Below are 18,544 nucleotides of genomic sequence, written 5' to 3'. Positions count from 1 at the left end.
ATTGAATCCAATAAGAGCCTTCGTCGTTAAAAAACCGTGTGGATTCAGGCTTCCGCTGCAACGTCCCGGTATCAGCCTGCCAATTAACCGCGCGGCAACCTTAATCGTCTTTAATCGATTCCGTTGAGTAGACGCAGTGGCGTTTGGGTGGGGTAGGCGATGCGTTTGGCATTCTGGCGTGCAGGCAAGGGCGATGCGTCGGTCGAACGGGCCATCAAGGCGCCAACCATGCCAAACCCGGTTTCTCGCAAAAATCCGGAGAAGAAAGCAGAGCGCGTGAACGCTGCGCCGGCGCCTGATCTCGGCGACCTCGATCTGCGCGCGCTGTGGCAGGCGCTCGTCCGCCGCAAGATGTGGATTCTCGTCCCGACGCTGCTGGCACTTGTCGGCTCGCTCGTTGTCGTCAACATGATCACGCCGCGCTTCAAGTCGGAAGCACGCATCCTGATCGACGGGCGTGAAAACGTTTTCTTGCGACCCAGCGGCGAGCGCAACGAAGAGCGTACCTCTCTCGACGCAGAAGCCGTGACCAGCCAGGTGCAGCTGTTGCTGTCGCGCGATCTTGCCCGGGAGATCATCAAGAAGAACAAGCTCGCGGAGCGCCCGGAATTCGATCCGGTGCTGCAGGGCGCGCAGCCATGGCGGTCGTTGCTCGGCCTGATGGGCATTGGCCGCGATCCGTTCTCGATGACGCCCGAAGAGCGCGTGCTCGATGCCTATTACGAGCGGTTGACGGCTTATGCGGTCGACAAGTCGCGCGTCATGGTCGTCGAATTCCAGTCGCGCGATCCCGAGCTCGCCGCGCGCGTCGCCAATTCCATCGCCGACGGTTATCTGGTGATGCAGCAGAATGCGCGGCAGAACCAGGCACGATCGGCCGGGCAGTGGCTGTCCGGTGAGATCGATGACCTGCGCAAGAAGGTCGTCGAGGCGGAAGCGCGCGCGGAGGAATTCCGCTCCAAGTCCAGCCTGTTCATCGGCACCAACAATACGTCGCTCTCCAACCAGCAGCTCGGCGAGATCAACAGCCAGCTCAACAATGCGCGCTCGCTGAAGTCCGATGCCGAGTCCAAGGCGCGACTCATCAAGGACATGCTGCAGACCGGCAAGCCGATCGAATTCTCGGAAGTGCTGAATTCCGACCTGATCCGCCGACTGTCCGAGCAGCGCGTGACGCTGCGTGCGCAGCTCGCCGAACAGTCCTCGACGCTGCTCGACGCGCATCCGCGCATCAAGGAGCTGCGGGCGCAGCTCGGCGATCTCGACAAGCAATTGCGCGACGAAGCCGCAAAACTGTCGCGCATCTTCGAGAACGATGCGCGCATCGCCAGCGGCCGCGTTGACGGCCTCACCAACAATCTCGAACAGCTGAAGCGTCAGGCAACATCCAGTAACGGCCAGGACGTGCAGTTGCGGGCGCTGGAGCGCGAGGCAAGGGCGCAGCGCGATCTGCTCGAATCCTATCTGGCGAAATACCGCGAAGCGTCCACCCGCGAGAATATCGAGGCGGCGCCGACCGATGGTCGCATCATCTCCCGCGCTATCGTGTCCAACACGCCGGCCTATCCGAAGAAACTCCCGATCGTGCTGATCGCGACGCTCGCCACGCTGATGCTGACCGCCGGTGGCATCGTCACCAGCGAGCTGTTGCGCATGACCGCGCCGCGCGGCGCTGCGCCGATGGTGCCGGTCGCGCAGGCCCGCGTCACCGAGCCGGCGTTCAAGCCGTTCGTGGATCAGGTGCCTGTTGCCGTGCGTGAGCCGGAAACTGTCGTTGCGCCGGGCATCGTGCCTGAGCCGGCTCCCGTTGCCGCGCCGCAGCCCGTGGTGCGCGATACCCATCCCGAACTGGCCGCCGGCGTCAGCGAAATCGAACAGCTTGCGCAGGAGTTTCGCGCCGCCGGGAAATCGGCGCGCAAGATCACGATCCTCGGCACCGGCCACAACGACAACATCGCGCTCACCGCGCTGACGCTGTCGCGCATCCTGTCGCGTGACGCGAAAGTGGTACTGGTGGATCTGGCCTCGTCGTCGCCGACGCTGGAAGCCGTATCGAACGATCCGCGCGCGCCCGGACTGGCGGAGCTGATGCTGGGCGAGGCGTCGTTCGGTCAGGTCATCACCAAGGACCGGATGTCGGGCCTGCATATGGTGGCGGCCGGCCGCGCCGGTGCCGATCGCTCGCTGCTGCAGTCGCCGCGCCTGACCATGGCGCTCGATGCGCTGCTGCGCGTCTATGATCACGTGCTGCTGGACGCCGGCACCGCGGCCGATCTCCCGGCGGGACTTCTGACCGATCAGGCCCGTGCCGTGGTGGTGCCGGAAGTGACCATGAGCATGGATGCGCGCCAGCTGATGGCCGAACAGCTCAAGGCCGTGGGCTTCGCCGATGTGAAAATGTTGCGCTCAGCGCCGCCGGCCAACGACCCGGTCGGGCCGGGCGGCCGCGTGTTTGCGGCGTAGGTTAGTCGCCGTCATGGCCGGGCTTGACCCGGCCATCCACGACTTTCTTCATGTGACTAAGACGTGGATGCCCGGGACGTCCAGCGAAGCCGCGCTTCGCGCTTTGCCCGGGCATGACGAACTTCCGCTACGAATTGTATTCCGGATGTTCAGCGCTGAAATGCGTGGCGCAGCATCTGCGCCATCTGCAGCAGGGCTGGTGTCTGCTTCACGATCCGCTTGGCATGGGCGAAGGATGACAGGCCCATGGCACCGAGCCTGCCGCGCGTGGTGAGCGGCACGAAACTGTCGAAGATCGGCTCGTCATCCTTGCAGAACATCCGCTTGTAGTCATCGCCGCCGATCCCGAGATCCAGCGACGTCACGCCGCGCTCGGCATAGGCATCGATGATGGTGCGCATCAGGATCAGGCCGGGGCTGTATTTCGCATTCTCCGACATGGTGTAGGTGTTGAACATCATCGAGAAGCGGTTGTCGTCGGCGACGCCGGCGAACATCGCGATCACTTCCTCGTCGCAGACGAGCGCGTGGATATCGATGGTGTAGCCGTCCGCCCGCGGCGTCGTGCAGGCCTGGCGGATGAAGGCTTCGACACCGGGCTCGGCGAATACGTTGGGCAGGTTCTGTTCTGCCATGCGCAGCGGCTTGATGGCGAAGAAGGCGTCGAGCACACGCTTGACCTCGGCATCCGTCTTCGCGTGCATGTAGCGATAGCCGGCAAGATTTCGGTACTTGCCTTCCTTGGTCTTGAGGCGCTTGCGGAATGAATTGCTGATGCGATCTGTCGCGGCTTCGCCGGGCACCATCTTCAGCACCGGACAATCATTGGTCGAGGCCTGGCTCGGCAGCAGCGCGAGCGGATTGTCGATGCCGATCCAGCTTTTGGGCTGACGGACCAGTGCGAGGACGTCGACGGTTTCGCTGTGCTGCTGGATGCCGTGCAGCAGCGCGTTGATATCGGCCTTTGTCGCCTGCGCCGCGAAGTCGCGCCGGAACAGCGGCATGTTGAAGGTGACGTGCTTGCCGCCGAGATAGCCGGCGACGCGCATGCCGTTTTCGCGGCTCACGGCGAGCGGCAACAACATCAGCGGCTGATGTGCGGCGTCATAGGCGATGATGATGAAGGGCTTCAAGCCTTCCTGGACGCCGATATGGGTCTGCCAGGCCGACTGGAAGTCGAAGCGCTGATAGGGCGTGGAGAGCTGTTCGGGCGTCTCAAGGCTGCGCCAGATGGCTTCGGCGGCGCTGAAATCGCCGATTACATCGACGCGCGCGATGCGGCTCGCAGTTGCCATCGCCACAGGTGTTTCCATCACAGCAGCCATGGTCATCGCGAGCCTGTTTCAGATTTTGTTTAGATTTTTAGGTTTGGGGCGACCTTTGCAAAGAAATGTCAACAAACAGTAATGACAATAGCCGACTGGCGAGAGGCATGACGCCGCTTGGGGGAATCTGCGGTGTCATACAAGACCGGTTGGCTGTTGGCGCTGGGCTTCGAGCTGACTTATCTCAGCGGCATGCACCGTCTGCTGGAACGCAGACACGGCGGTGCCGGTATCATCCTCAAATTCGAACGCGTGCGACCGCCCCGGCAGGATGCATTCCAGCCGCTGAAAGCCCACGAGATCACACCGTGGTTTCTCGATCGAACGATCCGCGCGCTGAAGCGCTGGCCCATCGATATCGTCGGTATGGACGAGGTGTGTCGCCGCGCCAGCGCGCCGCGTGCGGGACGGCGCTTCGTTGCGCTGACCTTCGATGGCGGCACCCGCGACTTCGTCGATTTCGCCTATCCACTGCTGGCGGCGCATGAGGTGCCGTTCACGCTCTATCTGCCGAGTGCCTTCGCCGATGGGCTCGGCGCCATGTGGTGGTTGGCGCTGGAGCAGGCGATCGCAACGCATGATCGCATCAGCCTGATTATTGATCACAGGCAGCGGCATTTCGAAACCGCCTCGGTCGCTGACAAATATCGCGCCTACTATTATCTCGATAGCTGGCTGCGGACGTTGCCGCCGCACGAACTGGCCGTCGCGGCGGACGATCTCTGCAAACGCTATTCGGTCGATAGTGCGACCCTGTCACATCATGCTGCGACGCATTGGGACGATGTGGCCACGTTTGCGGGGAATCCGCGGGCGACCATCGGCAGCAGCACGGTCAACTATCCGGCGCTCGCCAATCTCGGCGACAGCGCGGCGTCGCGCGAGATCGCCATGGGGCGGGCCGTGGCGCAAGCTGCGCTGCCCTATGAGCCACGACATTTCGCCTATCCGTTCGGCGATAAAGCCTCGTTCGACAAGCGGCACGTCGCGATGGTGGCGCAGGCCGGCTTTGCCAGTGCCGTGACATCGCTCCCCGGCGTCATCGAGGTTAATGGTGGATCGGATCTGCATGCGCTGCCGCGGCTCGCCTGGGACGGCCGCCGACAATCGTTGCGCGCCTTGCGCGTAATGCTGTCGGGCGTGATGCTCGGCGCCGGGGCGGGGCGCTAGCAAGCGTAGGATGGGTAGAGCGTCTTCGCGAAACCCATCGCTTCACGCTGGCATGATGGGTTTCGCTCCAGCGCTGCGCGCCGGCGCTCTACCCATCCTACGATTTCAGCCGACGTCCTGTTCCGGATCGGCCTTGCCCATCCAGCTGATGATCGGCATCGCCGGCAGCACCCAGCCGAGACCGGCGATGACATAGAACGCTGCCTGCAGCCAGCCGTTATTGGCCAGCCAGGGGGTCTGCGCGATGGTCATGCCGAGCAGCGACCACACCACCACGAGGATCAGGAGAAAGATGGTTCCGAAGAATTTGCGGGTGCGGATGGTCATGACGGAAATGTGCGGTCCAAAGTCGGCTTGAGATCGGGTTAGGCAAAGTGCCCAACTTTGCAGGCCTTCGCGGGCGGACTATAAGGGGCTCGAAATTTCATTCAAGGCGCTGGGTTTTTGGCGCTGATTTTGGCGCTGATTTTGCGGCTGTTCCCGAGACCCCTGTCGATGACCGCTTCGTCCCAAACCCGCTCCAAGGAATTACGCCCGGTGCGCTGGTGGCTGATTGCCGTCGCCGCGATGATCGTGGCGATGGTGCTGGTCGGCGGCGCGACGCGGCTCACCGAGTCCGGCCTGTCGATTGTCGAATGGAAGCCGGTGACCGGCGCGATCCCGCCGCTGGATGAATCGCACTGGATCGCGGCCTTCGAGGCCTACAAGCAGATCCCGCAATATCGCGAGCTCAATTCCGGCATGACGCTCCATGAGTTCAAGACCATCTTCTGGTGGGAGTGGAGCCATCGTCTGCTCGGCCGCGTCATCGGCATGGTGTTCCTGTTGCCGTTCCTCTGGTTCCTGTGGCGCGGTATCCTGACCTCGGAACTGAAGAAGCGGCTGTGGGTGATCTTCGGCCTCGGCGGCCTGCAGGGCGCGGTGGGCTGGTGGATGGTGGCCTCGGGCCTGACCAAGCGCGTGGAAGTCTCGCAATATCGTCTCGCGGCGCATCTGATGCTGGCACTGATCATCTTCGCCGCCATCGTCTGGACGCTGCGTCGCCTGAGCGACCGTGCGCCGGTGCTGGCGGCAAGTCGCTTGCGCGTGACGAGCTGGGTGTTGTTGGGGCTGACCTTCCTGCAGATCTATTTCGGTGCGCTGGTCGCGGGTCTGCGCGCCGGTCGCGTCTTCAACACCTGGCCGGAGATCGACGGCGCGCTGATCCCGTCGGCGTCGCGGCTGTTCTTCGAGGACCCGTGGTGGCGCAACATGTTCGACAACACGCTGACGGTTCAGTTCCAGCATCGCATGACCGCCTATGTGTTGTTCGCACTCGCGATCTGGCATGTGATCGATGCGATCCGCGCACGGGCAGGGGCACCGGTTGTCAATGGCGCGCTGTGGCTGGCGGCATCGATCGCGGTGCAGGCAGCACTCGGCATTCTCACGCTACTGCATCAGGTGCCGATCGATCTGGCGCTGACGCATCAGGCGGTCGCGATCGTGGTGCTGACGCTGGCGATCCTGCAGGTGGAGCGGATGAAGCCGCGCGGGGCGGCGTTGACGGAACGTCAGCTCGATCTCGCGGTCGGCAAGGCCGCCTAGCTGTTGCGCGTTGCCGACTAGAACGATTGTAGCGGAGTTGACGCAGTCGTGTGGCTGTGCGGCTTTCGCTCATGCGCACCGCGCAATAGATACGGCACGCCACCACACGGGATTGGGTCATGTCGTCCGTATTCATTCAGGCTGCCGTCATTCTGCTGCGCGAGGGTCTTGAGGCCATGCTCGTGATCGCGGCACTGGCCGGCTATCTCAGGAAATCCGGCGGCGGCCATCGCGTGACCGCGCTCTATCTGGGCGCGCTGGCGGCAATCCTCGCCAGCCTGGTCGCAGCCTGGGCCTTTGCGGTGTTCAATTCCGGCGATCACAGCGATGTCTTTGAAGCCATCGTTATCCTGTTTGCGGCAGGCCTGATGCTCTATGTCAGCGGCTGGTTGATGGTGAAGCAGGATCCGCGCGGCTGGCAGGATTATCTGGCGGCGAAGGCAGATCAGGCGCTCGCGCAGGATACCGGTCTGGCCGTCGCGATGCTGGCATTTCTCGCGGTGTTTCGTGAGGGCGCCGAGACGGTGCTGTTCATCAACACGCTCGCGACCACCGAAGGCGGCTGGAGCGTCGGACTGTTCGGGGGTCTGGCGGCGGCGACCGCCGGTCTCGTCGTGCTGTTTTATTTCATCAACATGATCGCCCAGCGCATCCCGCTGCGACCGCTGTTCATCATCACCTCGGCCTTCCTGTTCGTGATGGGCATCAAGTTCATCGGCGAAGCGATCCAGGAATTCCAGGAACAGGCGATGATCGGGGTCACCGACACGCCAGGCAGCGCATTCCTGACGGCGATCGGTTTCAATCCGACGCTGGAAGCGCTGTCGATCCAGCTGCTGGTGGTGCTGTTCGCGCTGGCGACCTATTCGGTATTCCAGCGCAATGCGCGGCTGGTGCGGGAAGACAAGGCGATGCGCAGTCAGGCCTAGCGCTTCTTAACCTCGCCCCGCTTGCGGGGAGAGGTCGGATTAGGAGCGAAGCGAGTAATCCGGGTGAGGGGGAGCCAGCGAGTGAAACACTGGCTCCCTCTCACCCGACGCGGACTGCGTCCGCGCCACCCTCTCCCCGCCTAGCGAAGCTTTGCTTCGCCTAGCGGGGCGAGGGAAGAACTTATGCGTTCAGCGCCTGTTCGAGATCCGCGATCAGATCTTCCTTGTCCTCGATGCCGACAGACAGCCTGACAACGTCGGGCCCGGCGCCGGAGCGCGTCTTGGCTTCGTCGTCGAGCTGGCTGTGGGTGGTCGAGGCCGGATGGATCACCAGCGAGCGGGTGTCGCCGACATTGGCCAGATGCGAGAACAGTTTCAGGTTCGACACCAAGCTGACGCCGGCGTCATAACCGCCCTTCAGGCTGAAGGTGAACACGGCGCCTGCGCCCTTCGGCGCATATTTGCGCGCTAGGGTGTGATAGCGGTTATCCGACAATCCCGAATAATTCACCGCCGCCACTTTCGGATGTGCCGACAGCCATTCGGCGACCGCCTTGGCATTGTCGCTGTGGCGCTGCATGCGCAGCGGCAGCGTTTCGATGCCGGTCTGGATCAGGAATGCGTTGAACGGCGACAGCGCCGGGCCGAGATCGCGCAGGCCGAGTACGCGGCAGGCGATGGCGAAAGCGAAGTTGCCGAACGTCTCCTGCAGCTTGATGCCGTGATATTCCGGGCGCGGCTCAGACAGCACCGGGTATTTGTTGCCTTTCGACCAGTCGAAGGTGCCCGCGTCCACGATGATGCCGCCGAGCGAATTGCCGTGGCCGCCGAGAAACTTGGTCAGCGAATGCACCACGATGTCGGCGCCGTGGTCGATCGGCTTGATCAAATAGGGGGTCGCCAGCGTGTTGTCGACGATCAACGGCACACCGGCCTTGCGGGCTACGGCAGCAACCGCCTCGATGTCGGTGATCGAGCCGGCAGGATTGGCGATGGACTCGATGAAGATCGCCTTGGTCTTGTCGGTCACCGCGCGCTCGAACGAGGGGACGTCATCGGGATCGGCCCACACCACGTTCCAGCCGAAGCTCTTGAAGGCGTGGCTGAACTGGTTGATCGAACCGCCATAGAGTTTGCGCGAGGCGATGAATTCGTCGCCGGGCTGCAGCAGCTGCTGAAACACCACGAGCTGCGCGGCATGGCCGGATGCGACGGCGAGGGCCGCGGTGCCGCCTTCCAGCGCTGCGACGCGTTCCTCGAGGACAGCGGTGGTTGGATTGGTGATGCGCGTATAGATGTTGCCGAAGGATTGCAGGCCGAACAACGAGGCGGCGTGATCCGCATCGTTGAAGACGAACGAAGTGGTCTGATAGATCGGCGTCGCGCGTGCGCCGGTGGTCGGGTCGGGCTGCGCGCCGGCATGGACGGCGAGGGTGCCGAAGCCTGGAATACGATCGTTCATCATCACTCCCTGTCGAATAGCGGTTTGTTGGCGCCAACCTGATCGGGCGCAGCGCCGCCGTCAAGGCGAGGCGGCATTTTGCCCTGACTTCGCAACAGTCGTGCTGCGCTGTGTCATTTCAAAGGAAATAAAATCGCGAAACGCGCCGTCAGGCGGTGTCGTTCTTGTTCTTGTTATTTTGCTGCGCAACGCGATCGGCCGCAGCGGTGCTACCACCGCCAAGGCTGCTGCGATTCAGCGACAGCCGCATGCCCTGGGTCGGGATCGGCGCGCGCTTGGAGCTGAGCGTGCGCGAATTGACACCCATCCACTGGATCTCCGACGACAGCCGGCCATATTCGATCTTGGGGCAGCGGTTCATCACCACCTTGATGCCTGCGGCCTCAAGCTTGGCGGCAGCCTCATCATGGCGCACGCCGAGCTGCATCCAGACGACCTTGGGCAGCGGATTGAGCGTCAGTATGATGTCGACGATCGGCATGACATGTTCGGCGCTGCGGAAGATGTCGACCATGTCGATCGGGCGACCGATCTCCTGCAGCGAGGCGATGAACGGCTTGCCCAGCAGGCTCTTGCCGACCTGGCCGGGATTGATCGGGATCATGTCGTAGCCGCGTTCGGCGAGATACTTGAATACGAAATAGCTCGGCCGCACGTTTTGCGGGGAGGCGCCAACCATCGCGACGGTTTTGACGGTGTTGAGGATCTCGCGGATATAGGCGTCGTTATAGCTGTCGTGGTTCATTTCAATTACCGGTCTTCCCACTTCGGCTCGCGCTTTGCGATGAACGCGCCGATGCCTTCCTCGGCATCGCGGGCCATCATATTCTCGGTCATCACTTCAGCGGCGAAGCGATAGGCATCCGCGAGGCTCATCTCGGCCTGGCGATAGAAAGCTTCCTTGCCGATCTTCACCGTATGCGCCGACTTGCGCGCAACTTGTTCTGCCAGCGCGATCGCCGCATCGCGTTCGGTGCCGGCGGGCACCACGCGGTTGATCAGGCCGATCTCGCGGGCGCGGTCGGCGGAGATGGGCTCGCCGGTGAGCAGCATTTCCATCGCCTGCTTGCGCGGTACGTTGCGCGACAGCGCCACCATGGGCGTCGAACAGAACAGGCCGATATCGACGCCGGGCGTCGCGAATTTTGCGTGCTCGGAGGCGATAGCGAGATCGCAGCTCGCCACTAATTGGCAACCTGCAGCAGTGGCGACGCCTTGCACGGCTGCGATCACCGGCTTCGGCAGCCGCACGATGGTCTGCATCATGGCGCTGCAGATCGTCATCATATGCGCGAAATAGGCGCGGCCGCGATCGGCATCGGCGCGGCGCGCGGTGAGTTCTTTCAGGTCATGTCCGGCGGAGAAGACCGGGCCGTTCGCGGCGATCACCACGGCGCGCACGGTCTTGTCGCCGGCGATGTCATCGAGGGCGGCGTGCAATTCGCCGATCAGTCCTTCGGAGAGGCTGTTGCGGGCGGCCGGACGATTCAGCGTCAACACGCCGATGCTGCCGACCGTTTCACGCAGAAGAATGGATGGCCGCGCTGTTTCCGCGCGTGCTGGTTGAACCATGACTTGAGATTCCATCGCTGGGCAGGACCGTCACCATATTGTAACAGGACGGCACAAGCGAGAGCAGGGTGGAGACATGACGACTGCGAAAATGAGCGTAGCTGAACTCGAGTCGTTTCTGAAACGCGAGTTCCCGCAGGCCTTTGGCGCCGGCGATATTGCGATTGAAAGTGCTGATGGTACCACTTGCCTGCTGCGCCAGACCTATGGCGAACGCATGCTGCGGCCGGGCGGCACGGTATCGGGTCCGACACTGATGGCTCTGGCCGATTTTGCCATGTACGTCGTGCTGCTGTCGGCCATTGGTCCGGTCGGTCTCGCGGTGACCACCAGCCTGAACATCAATTTCCTGCGCAAGGGCCTGCCGGGGCAGGATGTGCTGGCAGCCGCCAAGCTGCTGAAGCTCGGAAAACGCCTCGCGGTGGGTGAAGTGACCCTTTTATCAGGCACTTCGGCAGATCCGATAGCCCACGTGACGTCAACCTATTCCATTCCGAACGTTGGGTAATTACTAAGGTATTATATAACCGTAATTATAACGCCATGATTTAATAGGCGAATTTTGCAATATTTGGCATTGACGGAATCCGGTTGTCTATCTAGAAACGCGCTCAGTTCGGTGGATCACCGCCGATATCCCCTTTTCATGGATATTCACAATGAAGACGTTTTCGGCAAAGCCCGCCGAGATCACGAAGAAGTGGATCGTCATCGACGCCACTGGTCTCGTGGTGGGCCGGCTGGCCACGCTGGTCGCAATGCGGCTGCGCGGCAAGCACCTCCCGACCTACACCCCGCATGTTGATTGCGGCGACCATGTCATCATCGTCAACGCGGACAAGGTGGTTTTCACCGGCCGCAAGCGCGACGACAAGGTCTACTATCACCACACCGGCTTCATCGGCGGCATCAAGGAACGTACTGCGAAGTCGATCCTCGAAGGTCGTTTCCCGGAGCGCGTTGTCGAGAAGGCTGTTGAGCGCATGATCCCGCGCGGTCCGCTCGGTCGCGTCCAGTTCGGCAATCTGCGTGTTTATGCCGGTGCAGAGCACCCGCACGAGGCCCAGCAGCCGGAAGCATTCGATGTCGGCGCTTTGAACCGCAAGAACAAGAGGGCCGCATAATGTCGGATACCATGCAGTCTCTCGATCAGCTGGCGTCGCTGAAGGTGTCCGCTCCGGATGCCCCGAAGTACGTCAAGAAGGTCGACAAGCAGGGCCGCGCCTATGCGACCGGCAAGCGTAAGGACGCTGTCGCTCGTGTCTGGATCAAGCCGGGCGCCGGCAAGGTTGTCGTCAACACCCGTGAAGTCGAAGTGTACTTCGCTCGTCCGGTGCTGCGCATGCTCATCCAGCAGCCGCTGGTCGCTGCGGCCCGCGCTGGCCAGTACGACGTGATCTGCACCGTTGCCGGTGGCGGTCTGTCGGGCCAGGCCGGTGCCGTGCGTCACGGCATCTCCAAGGCTCTCACCTGCTTCGAGCCGGATCTGCGCGGCGTCCTCAAGAAGGGCGGCTTCCTGACCCGCGACTCGCGCGTCGTCGAGCGCAAGAAGTACGGCAAGGCGAAAGCCCGCAAGTCCTTCCAGTTCTCGAAGCGCTAATTTCTGCTTCGATAAGATTTGCTGCAAATGCGGTGAATACAATTTTGAAAAGGGCGCCTTGGGGCGCCCTTTTTGCGTTTCGGGACATTCCGGATACCGACAGATTGATGCAGTTTTTCGTGAAAACTTGTGCAGGCGCGCAAACGGATTTCCAATCGGTACACTCGTATGTTCGATGATGGCGAAGAGGCCAGTCCGAATCATGATGGTTTGGAAATCTCGCAACAATTGCCGGTGCTCAAATATGTCGCTCGATTCTTCCACGCTCTATTTGGTGGCAACCCTGGTTGCGGCGATGTTGGGCGGGATGCTGCTGTTCTTCGGACGACAGGAAAAGATCGCGGCCCTCAACTGGTGGGGGCTGGCTTACCTGCTCGGCGCCGTATCGGTCGCATTGTGGACACTTGCCGCGTCGCTCCTGGGTGACGTGCTGTCGCTGGCATTCAATGCCGTGGGCTTCGTGGCCTGCGGCATGGTGTGGAACGCTGCGCGCGTGTTCCATGGCCGCAGCCCGAGCTGGGCCGGCCTGTTTCTCGGCGCCATCGCCTGGATCGCGGTGATCTTCACCCTGCCGGCTGAGGCCGCGTCGCTGCGCATGACCATCGGCGCCGGCATTGTCGCGCTTTATGCGATGCTGACGGCGCATGAATTGTGGAACGAGCGCCGCAAGGCGGTGCAACGGCGGTGGCCGACCATTTTGGTGCCGATGCTGCATGGTTTCGTCCTGATGCTGCCGATCCTGCTCGGCGATCTGCTGCATGGCGATCACAGCAATTTCGGCAACAGCATCTGGGTCACGGCCTTTGCCGTCGAACTCGTGCTCTATGCGGTCGGCACGGTATTCCTGATCTTCATGCTGGTGTCCGAGCGTGCGGTCACGGCGCACAAGGTCGCGGCATCCTGCGATCCGCTCACCGGCCTGTTCAACCGCCGCGGCTTCTCCGAGGCTACGGCGCGGATGATCGAGCGCGAGGCGAAGGCCGGGCGCCCGGTCACGGTCATGATCTTCGACATCGATCACTTCAAGTCGATCAATGATCGCTTCGGCCATCCCGCCGGCGACGAGGTGCTGAAGCTGTTCGCCACGGTCATCACGCATACGCTGCGGATCACCGACCTGTCGGGCCGCATCGGCGGCGAGGAGTTTGCGGCGATGTTGCCCTGCAGCCTGGACGAGGCGATGCAGGCGGCCGAGCGCGTGCGCGAGGCGTTTGCGACCTGCGGCATCCAGGTCGACGAGGCGCCGGTTGCGACCACCGTGAGTATCGGTGTGGCCGGCGGACCGGCCGGCACTGAACTCGACGTCCTGCTGGCTGCCGCGGACACTGCGCTCTACCAGGCCAAGCGCAGCGGACGTAACCGTGTGCAGGCCGCGGAAGAAGAACCGCTGTCGCTGGAGCAGGGGCGCCGCGCTGCGGCGATCGGGCAAACGGCGAAGCCGAGCGTCGTGCGGGCTGCGGTCACGATGACGGCAAGCGGCGCGCGATAAAGGATCCGTTTACCATTCGATCCCTATGGTCATCGCATGATGACCTCGCCTGACTCGACTTCCAATACTGCTTTGATGTCGCTCGAAGCGGCTGCCGCTTCGGCCCGTGCGGGCTTTGCCTGCATGTTTTCGAGCTCGGACGAATACGAGACCGCACTGATCACCGAACGTCGTGCGCAGGGGCGCTACGGCGTGCAGCACGGCAAGCTGCCGGTCATCGCTTTCATCTGCTGCTGCGTCATGGTCGTCGGCACGGTTCTGCTGTTCGCCTGATCACTTTCGGCGGCTCCTTCACCGAACCCCGACTTTGCGGTAAAGACACCGACCGCAAAACAAAGGGTCGGGAAACCATGATCACTGAAATCGCACAGATCGACGTCAAGCCGGGCACCGAGAAGGATTTCGAGGCGGCCGTCGCCAAGGCGAAGCCGCTGTTCCTCCGCGCCAAGGGCGGCAAGGGCTTCGAGCTGCACAAGTCGATCGAGATGCCGTCGCGCTACCGTCTCGTCGCCAAGTGGGAAACCCTCGAAAACCACACCGTCGATTTCCGCGGCTCGCCCGATTTCGCCGAATGGCGTGCGCTGGTGGGCCCGTATTTCGAAACGCCGCCTTATGTCGAGCACACCGAGACCGTGCTGACGACGTAGGGATAACCCAAACTCAGTCCCTCATGGTGAGGAGGCGCTTCTTCAGCGCCGTCTCGAACCATGAGCTGATTTGGCTCGAAGCCTGTGGCCATCCTTCGAGACGCGCGCCTTCGGCGCGCTCCTCAGGATGAGGATCAGGTTACGCCGCCATCGCCTTATCCTGCGCGGAGGCTTCGTCCTCTTCGCGCATGAAGTCGATGACGACCTTGACGATCGCCAGCACCGGCAGCGCCAGTGCGAGGCCCCAGACGCCGAACACCACGCCGAGCAGGATCTGGAACGCGAACAGCGTGGCCGGCGGAATGTCCAGCGCCTGCCGCTGCAGGATTGGCGTCAGGATGTAGCTCTCCAGCGCATGCACGCCCATGAACAGCGCAAAGGCTGACGCGGCGGCGACCCAGCCCGAGGCGAGGCTGGCGAGCACGACGATCAACCCGCCGAGCAGGGCGCCGACGGTGGGAATGAAGGCGAGCAGGCCGGCCTGAACGCCGAGAATGAAGGCGCTGGGAATCCCGATCAGCTTCAGCCCGATCCAGGTAATGGCGCCGACCACCACCATGGTGAGCATCTGCGCGATCAGCCAGCGCTGCAGCGTGTCGCTGATGCGATCGACGATGACCGTCATCGGCCCGCGATGTTTTCGCGGCGTCAGGTGCAAGAGCCCTTTGCGGTACACGCTGGGCTGTGCGGCAAACGACAATCCCAAGAACAGCACGATGAAGAAGTTGCCGACCGCGCCGACGGTACCGAGCAGGATTTTCAGTGTCTGGCTGACAATGGCGCCACCTGATGATGCGATGGTGCCGGCACTCGGCAGGCCGCCGCTGGACTTCGGTGTTGAGGTGGCGGGCGACGTGCCGGGCTCGGCGGGCGTATCCGACGTGATGCTGTTGAAATCGAAATAGCTGGTGTCGACGCCGTGCTGCTCGAGATAGGTCTTTACGTTGACGACCTGTGACTTGAGGGTGCCGGACAGCGTCTTGGCCTGATTGGCGATGGTTGATCCGCCGAGATACATCACGCCCACCAGCATCGCGGCGAGCACGATGCAGATCATGACGAGCCGCATGGGATGCGGGCCGCCCATGAAGCGACCGAATAATTCCGTCAGCGCATTGAGCGCTACACCGAGCAGAATGCCTGCGAAGATCAGGAATAGCGTTCCCGAGAAGTACCAGGCGAAGCCGATGAGGATCGCAAAGGACACCGTGGCAATGCCGCCCACCGTGATCGCCCAGGTCAGGTCGCTGGGCGCCAGATCGCGCGTCTGGACATTGGCTTCTGCGGGCACGGTGGATCCTCTGCATCGATTGGACTTTCACTGTTCCGTCAATTGCATCGGGGATCAAGACATATCGCCGCTTTGACGTCTCCGTCGCGATCGTGCATGGCCGATGGGGGAGGCCAATAATAATGAACATGCTGAAATGGGTCGGTCCGCTCGGACTGCTCGCTGCCCTGGTGATCGGCGATCAGATCCGGATCAACCGGCCCGCGCACAAATATCGGCTGACCATGGAGGTCGAGACGCCGGACGGCGTGAAGTCGGCCTCGAATGTCGTCTCCGTGCATCCCTATCGGGGCTACCAACCTGCCGGCAAGGTGACGTCACGGGGCGATGCCGTGGTCGTCGATCTCGGCGGCGGCAGGAATCTCGCCGCGCTGATGCTGCACGACGACAAGGGCAGCGCGGATTTCGACGGCGCCAATTTCGTGGCGATGCGCGCCTATCAGGCGGCGGGGCGCAAGATCGCCTTTCGCGATGTCAGCAGCCAGACCGGCGCCGTTCCGGTGACCGGCGAATTGATGCCGGTGCTGGCTAGTTTCACAGACCCCCGGGATGCATCGACGGCGCGGCGGCTGCAGCCGGATGATCTGTCGCCTCTCGGCGCTGGCACGCGGCTGCGCGGCATCACGGTCGAGGCGGTGCCGAATGGTCTGTGGCCGATCGATTTCGGCGGGAGTCTCGGCGAACCCGTCACGCGCGGTGTCACCACGATGCTGCCGTGGGCCGCCAGCGAAGGCGAAGCAGCCAGGGCGCTTGCGGCGATAGGCTTCCCGAACACGCCTGAACCGGCGATGGCTCTCGCCCGGAAATAGGCGACAGGAGAAGCGCAACGAAAAAGGCGCCCCGTTTCCGGAGCGCCCTGATCGTTCGAACTGCGATCCCTACGGAATTACAGCGAGTAGTACATGTCGAATTCGACCGGGTGCGGCGTCATTTCGTAACGCATCACTTCGGTCATCTTCAGTTCGATATAGGAGTCGATGAAGTCGTCATCGAACACGCCACCGTTCTTGAGGAAGCCGCGATCCTTGTCCAGGTTCTCGAGGGCTTCGCGGAGGGAACCGCACACCGTCGGGATCGACTTCAGCTCTTCCTTCGGCAGATCATAAAGGTCCTTGTCCATGGCCGGACCCGGATCGATCTTGTTCTTGATGCCGTCGAGACCGGCCATCAGCATCGCGGCGAAAGCGAGATACGGATTGGCCATCGGATCCGGGAAGCGGACTTCGACGCGCTTGGCCTTCGGGTTGGTGGTGTAGGGGATGCGGCAGGAGGCCGAGCGGTTGCGCGCGGAGTAGGCGAGCAGCACCGGGGCTTCGTAGCCGGGGACCAGACGCTTGTAGGAGTTGGTCGACGGATTGGTGAAGGCGTTGATCGCCTTGGCGTGCTTGATGATGCCGCCGATGTAGTGGAGGCAGGTCTCGGAGAGATCGGCGTACTTGTTGCCGGCGAAGGTTGGCTTGCCGTCCTTCCAGATCGACTGGTGCACATGCATGCCCGAGCCGTTGTCGCCGAAGACGGGCTTCGGCATGAAGGTGGCGGTCTTGCCGTAGATGTGCGCGACCTGATGGATGCAATACTTATAGATCTGCATCTGGTCGGCCATGTAGGTCAGCGTGTCGAACTTCATACCGAGTTCGTGCTGGGCGGACGCCACTTCGTGGTGATGCTTCTCGACCTTGACGCCCATGCGCGCCATCGCGCCGAGCATTTCCGAGCGCATGTCCTGCACCGAGTCCTGCGGCGGGACGGGGAAGTAGCCGCCCTTGGTGCGGATGCGGTGGCCGAGATTGCCGCCTTCATATTCGGTGCCGGAGTTGGTCGGCAATTCGGACGAGTCGAGCTTGAAGCCGGTGTTGTAGGGGTCGCTCGAGAAGCGGACGTCGTCGAACACGAAGAATTCGGCTTCCGGACCGACGAACACGGTGTCGCCGATGCCCATGGACTTGACCATGGCTTCGGCCTTCTTGGCGATGCCGCGCGGGTCGCGGTTATAGGGCTCGCCGGTGGAGGGCTCGAGAATGTCGCAGGTGATGACCATGGTGGTCTCTGCGAAGAACGGATCGATCGTCGCCGTTGCCGGATCCAGCATCAGCATCATGTCGGACTCGTTGATCGCCTTCCAGCCGGCGATCGAGGAACCGTCGAACATGGTGCCTTCGGCAAACATTTCTTCATCGACCATCGAGACGTCGAAGGTCACGTGCTGCCACTTGCCGCGGGGATCGGTGAAACGCAGGTCGACGTATTTGACGTCATTGTCCTTGATGGACTGCAGGACTTCTTTGGCGGTCGTCATGGGGCTCCCTACCTTTTTTGCGGGCCGATTTCCGGGACGTAACAATCTGTCGTGACGATCAGGTCACAACGGCATGTTTTCAACAAGACAAACCGTCAACAACAGAAGGCTGCCGAAGCAGCCTTTTTGGTGACGCCTTGAAGCGTTGAATGTCGGATAGCACCCGGCTTGGAGAGCGTCCAGTCCGTCAGGTCCTGCATTGCAGGTCCTGCGTCGCAGATCCTTGCCGTCAGATCGCGTCGAGTCCGGACTCGCCGGTACGGATGCGCACGGCTTCCTCGATGTTCGACACAAAGATCTTGCCGTCACCAATGCGGCCGGTTTGTGCGGCGCGACGGATGGCATCGATCGCCTTTTCGACGAGGTCGTCGCCAATCACGATCTCGATCTTCACCTTGGGTAGAAAGTCGACGATGTATTCAGCGCCGCGATAAAGTTCGGCATGGCCCTTCTGACGGCCGAAGCCCTTGGCTTCCGTGACGGTAATGCCTTGCAACCCGACTTCCTGAAGAGCCTCTTTCACCTCGTCCAGCTTGAAGGGCTTGATGATGGCTTCGATCTTTTTCACTGAACGTCTCCCCGGCACTTCCAATCAGGCCGCAAGTTATTTGCCTCAAGTAGCTTTGACCATTGCGCGTTGTGCGCACACTGTTCGATACCCAATTTCGGGCGTTATTACGCTGCCGCCACGCCGCACAGACGAAATCTCGCCC

19 protein-coding genes are annotated in these 18,544 nt (G+C 62.2%); 11 read left to right on the top strand and 8 right to left on the bottom strand.

Annotated features, from left to right (window positions below):
• Positions 1–159 precede the first annotated feature (159 nt).
• Positions 160–2,463 (top strand): GumC family protein, encoded by a 2,304-nt coding sequence (locus AB8A23_RS22355; protein ID WP_439058194.1) that lies wholly within the window; start codon positions 160–162, stop codon positions 2,461–2,463.
• A gap of 149 nt (positions 2,464–2,612) precedes the next feature.
• Here the strand turns inward: AB8A23_RS22355 and AB8A23_RS22350 are convergent, their stop codons facing one another.
• Positions 2,613–3,794: a GNAT family N-acetyltransferase gene (locus AB8A23_RS22350; protein ID WP_439058195.1), complete on the bottom strand. Its 1,182-nt coding sequence runs from the start codon at positions 3,792–3,794 to the stop codon at positions 2,613–2,615.
• Between the two features lie 126 nt (positions 3,795–3,920).
• Here AB8A23_RS22350 and AB8A23_RS22345 point away from each other — a divergent pair, with 126 nt between their 5' ends.
• Entirely contained in the window at positions 3,921–4,958 is a 1,038-nt protein-coding gene (locus AB8A23_RS22345) for a polysaccharide deacetylase family protein (protein WP_439058196.1), read from the top strand.
• Positions 4,959–5,063: 105 nt separating this feature from the next.
• Here the strand turns inward: AB8A23_RS22345 and AB8A23_RS22340 are convergent, their stop codons facing one another.
• A complete protein-coding gene (locus AB8A23_RS22340) occupies positions 5,064–5,285 on the bottom strand; it encodes a DUF2842 domain-containing protein (RefSeq protein WP_093758797.1) in 222 nt (73 codons plus the stop codon).
• Between the two features lie 168 nt (positions 5,286–5,453).
• Here AB8A23_RS22340 and AB8A23_RS22335 point away from each other — a divergent pair, with 168 nt between their 5' ends.
• Positions 5,454–6,545, top strand: a complete 1,092-nt coding sequence (locus AB8A23_RS22335) for a COX15/CtaA family protein (RefSeq protein WP_439058197.1) — start codon at positions 5,454–5,456, stop codon at positions 6,543–6,545.
• A gap of 119 nt (positions 6,546–6,664) precedes the next feature.
• The gene (locus tag AB8A23_RS22330; protein WP_439058198.1) at positions 6,665–7,474 is read left to right on the top strand and encodes an FTR1 family iron permease; all 810 of its coding nucleotides are present in this window, start codon (positions 6,665–6,667) and stop codon (positions 7,472–7,474) included.
• Positions 7,475–7,655: 181 nt separating this feature from the next.
• On the opposite strand, the gene AB8A23_RS22325 is transcribed toward AB8A23_RS22330, so the two are convergent.
• From AB8A23_RS22325 to AB8A23_RS22315, 3 genes are all read right to left on the bottom strand, one after another.
• On the bottom strand, positions 7,656–8,936 hold the full coding sequence (locus AB8A23_RS22325; protein ID WP_068730964.1) for an O-acetylhomoserine aminocarboxypropyltransferase: 1,281 nt from the start codon (positions 8,934–8,936) through the stop codon (positions 7,656–7,658).
• Between the two features lie 148 nt (positions 8,937–9,084).
• Positions 9,085–9,681: a CoA-binding protein gene (locus tag AB8A23_RS22320; RefSeq protein ID WP_439058199.1), complete on the bottom strand. Its 597-nt coding sequence runs from the start codon at positions 9,679–9,681 to the stop codon at positions 9,085–9,087.
• Positions 9,682–9,686: 5 nt separating this feature from the next.
• Entirely contained in the window at positions 9,687–10,508 is an 822-nt protein-coding gene (locus tag AB8A23_RS22315; RefSeq protein ID WP_439058200.1) for an enoyl-CoA hydratase, read from the bottom strand.
• A gap of 76 nt (positions 10,509–10,584) precedes the next feature.
• Here AB8A23_RS22315 and AB8A23_RS22310 point away from each other — a divergent pair, with 76 nt between their 5' ends.
• From AB8A23_RS22310 to AB8A23_RS22285, 6 genes are all read left to right on the top strand, one after another.
• Positions 10,585–11,016 carry a PaaI family thioesterase gene (locus AB8A23_RS22310; RefSeq protein WP_184516127.1) on the top strand — a complete coding sequence of 144 codons (432 nt, stop codon included), beginning with the start codon at positions 10,585–10,587 and terminating at the stop codon, positions 11,014–11,016.
• Positions 11,017–11,167: 151 nt separating this feature from the next.
• Complete coding sequence (gene rplM, locus AB8A23_RS22305) at positions 11,168–11,632, top strand: 50S ribosomal protein L13 (protein WP_089264586.1); 465 nt, start codon at positions 11,168–11,170, stop codon at positions 11,630–11,632.
• Positions 11,632–12,108 (top strand): 30S ribosomal protein S9, encoded by a 477-nt coding sequence (gene rpsI, locus AB8A23_RS22300; RefSeq protein WP_089264585.1) that lies wholly within the window; start codon positions 11,632–11,634, stop codon positions 12,106–12,108. Before rplM ends, rpsI begins: the two co-directional genes overlap by 1 nt.
• A 244-nt stretch (positions 12,109–12,352) precedes the next feature.
• Complete coding sequence (locus tag AB8A23_RS22295; protein WP_439058201.1) at positions 12,353–13,597, top strand: diguanylate cyclase; 1,245 nt, start codon at positions 12,353–12,355, stop codon at positions 13,595–13,597.
• Positions 13,598–13,636: 39 nt separating this feature from the next.
• Positions 13,637–13,870, top strand: coding sequence for a hypothetical protein (locus AB8A23_RS22290; RefSeq protein WP_439058202.1), 234 nt, complete (start codon positions 13,637–13,639; stop codon positions 13,868–13,870).
• A 77-nt stretch (positions 13,871–13,947) separates the two neighbouring features.
• Positions 13,948–14,244 (top strand): antibiotic biosynthesis monooxygenase family protein, encoded by a 297-nt coding sequence (locus AB8A23_RS22285; protein WP_439058203.1) that lies wholly within the window; start codon positions 13,948–13,950, stop codon positions 14,242–14,244.
• Between the two features lie 139 nt (positions 14,245–14,383).
• Here the strand turns inward: AB8A23_RS22285 and AB8A23_RS22280 are convergent, their stop codons facing one another.
• Positions 14,384–15,535, bottom strand: a complete 1,152-nt coding sequence (locus AB8A23_RS22280; protein ID WP_439058204.1) for an AI-2E family transporter — start codon at positions 15,533–15,535, stop codon at positions 14,384–14,386.
• Positions 15,536–15,657: 122 nt separating this feature from the next.
• Between AB8A23_RS22280 and AB8A23_RS22275 the strand changes: the two genes are divergently transcribed.
• The gene (locus AB8A23_RS22275; protein ID WP_439058205.1) at positions 15,658–16,344 is read left to right on the top strand and encodes a hypothetical protein; all 687 of its coding nucleotides are present in this window, start codon (positions 15,658–15,660) and stop codon (positions 16,342–16,344) included.
• 77 nt (positions 16,345–16,421) lie between these two features.
• On the opposite strand, the gene glnA is transcribed toward AB8A23_RS22275, so the two are convergent.
• Positions 16,422–17,831 carry a type I glutamate--ammonia ligase gene (glnA, locus tag AB8A23_RS22270; RefSeq protein ID WP_068730911.1) on the bottom strand — a complete coding sequence of 470 codons (1,410 nt, stop codon included), beginning with the start codon at positions 17,829–17,831 and terminating at the stop codon, positions 16,422–16,424.
• A gap of 229 nt (positions 17,832–18,060) precedes the next feature.
• On the bottom strand, positions 18,061–18,399 hold the full coding sequence (locus tag AB8A23_RS22265; protein WP_068730910.1) for a P-II family nitrogen regulator: 339 nt from the start codon (positions 18,397–18,399) through the stop codon (positions 18,061–18,063).
• Between the last annotated feature and the right edge of the window lie 145 nt (positions 18,400–18,544).

It is taken from the genome of Tardiphaga sp. 619_E2_N8_4 (genome assembly GCF_051810905.1).
GTDB classification, from domain to species: domain Bacteria; phylum Pseudomonadota; class Alphaproteobacteria; order Rhizobiales; family Xanthobacteraceae; genus Tardiphaga; species Tardiphaga robiniae.
Note: the sequence above shows the minus strand (reverse complement) of the source record. Positions and strands in the feature narration are given on the sequence as shown.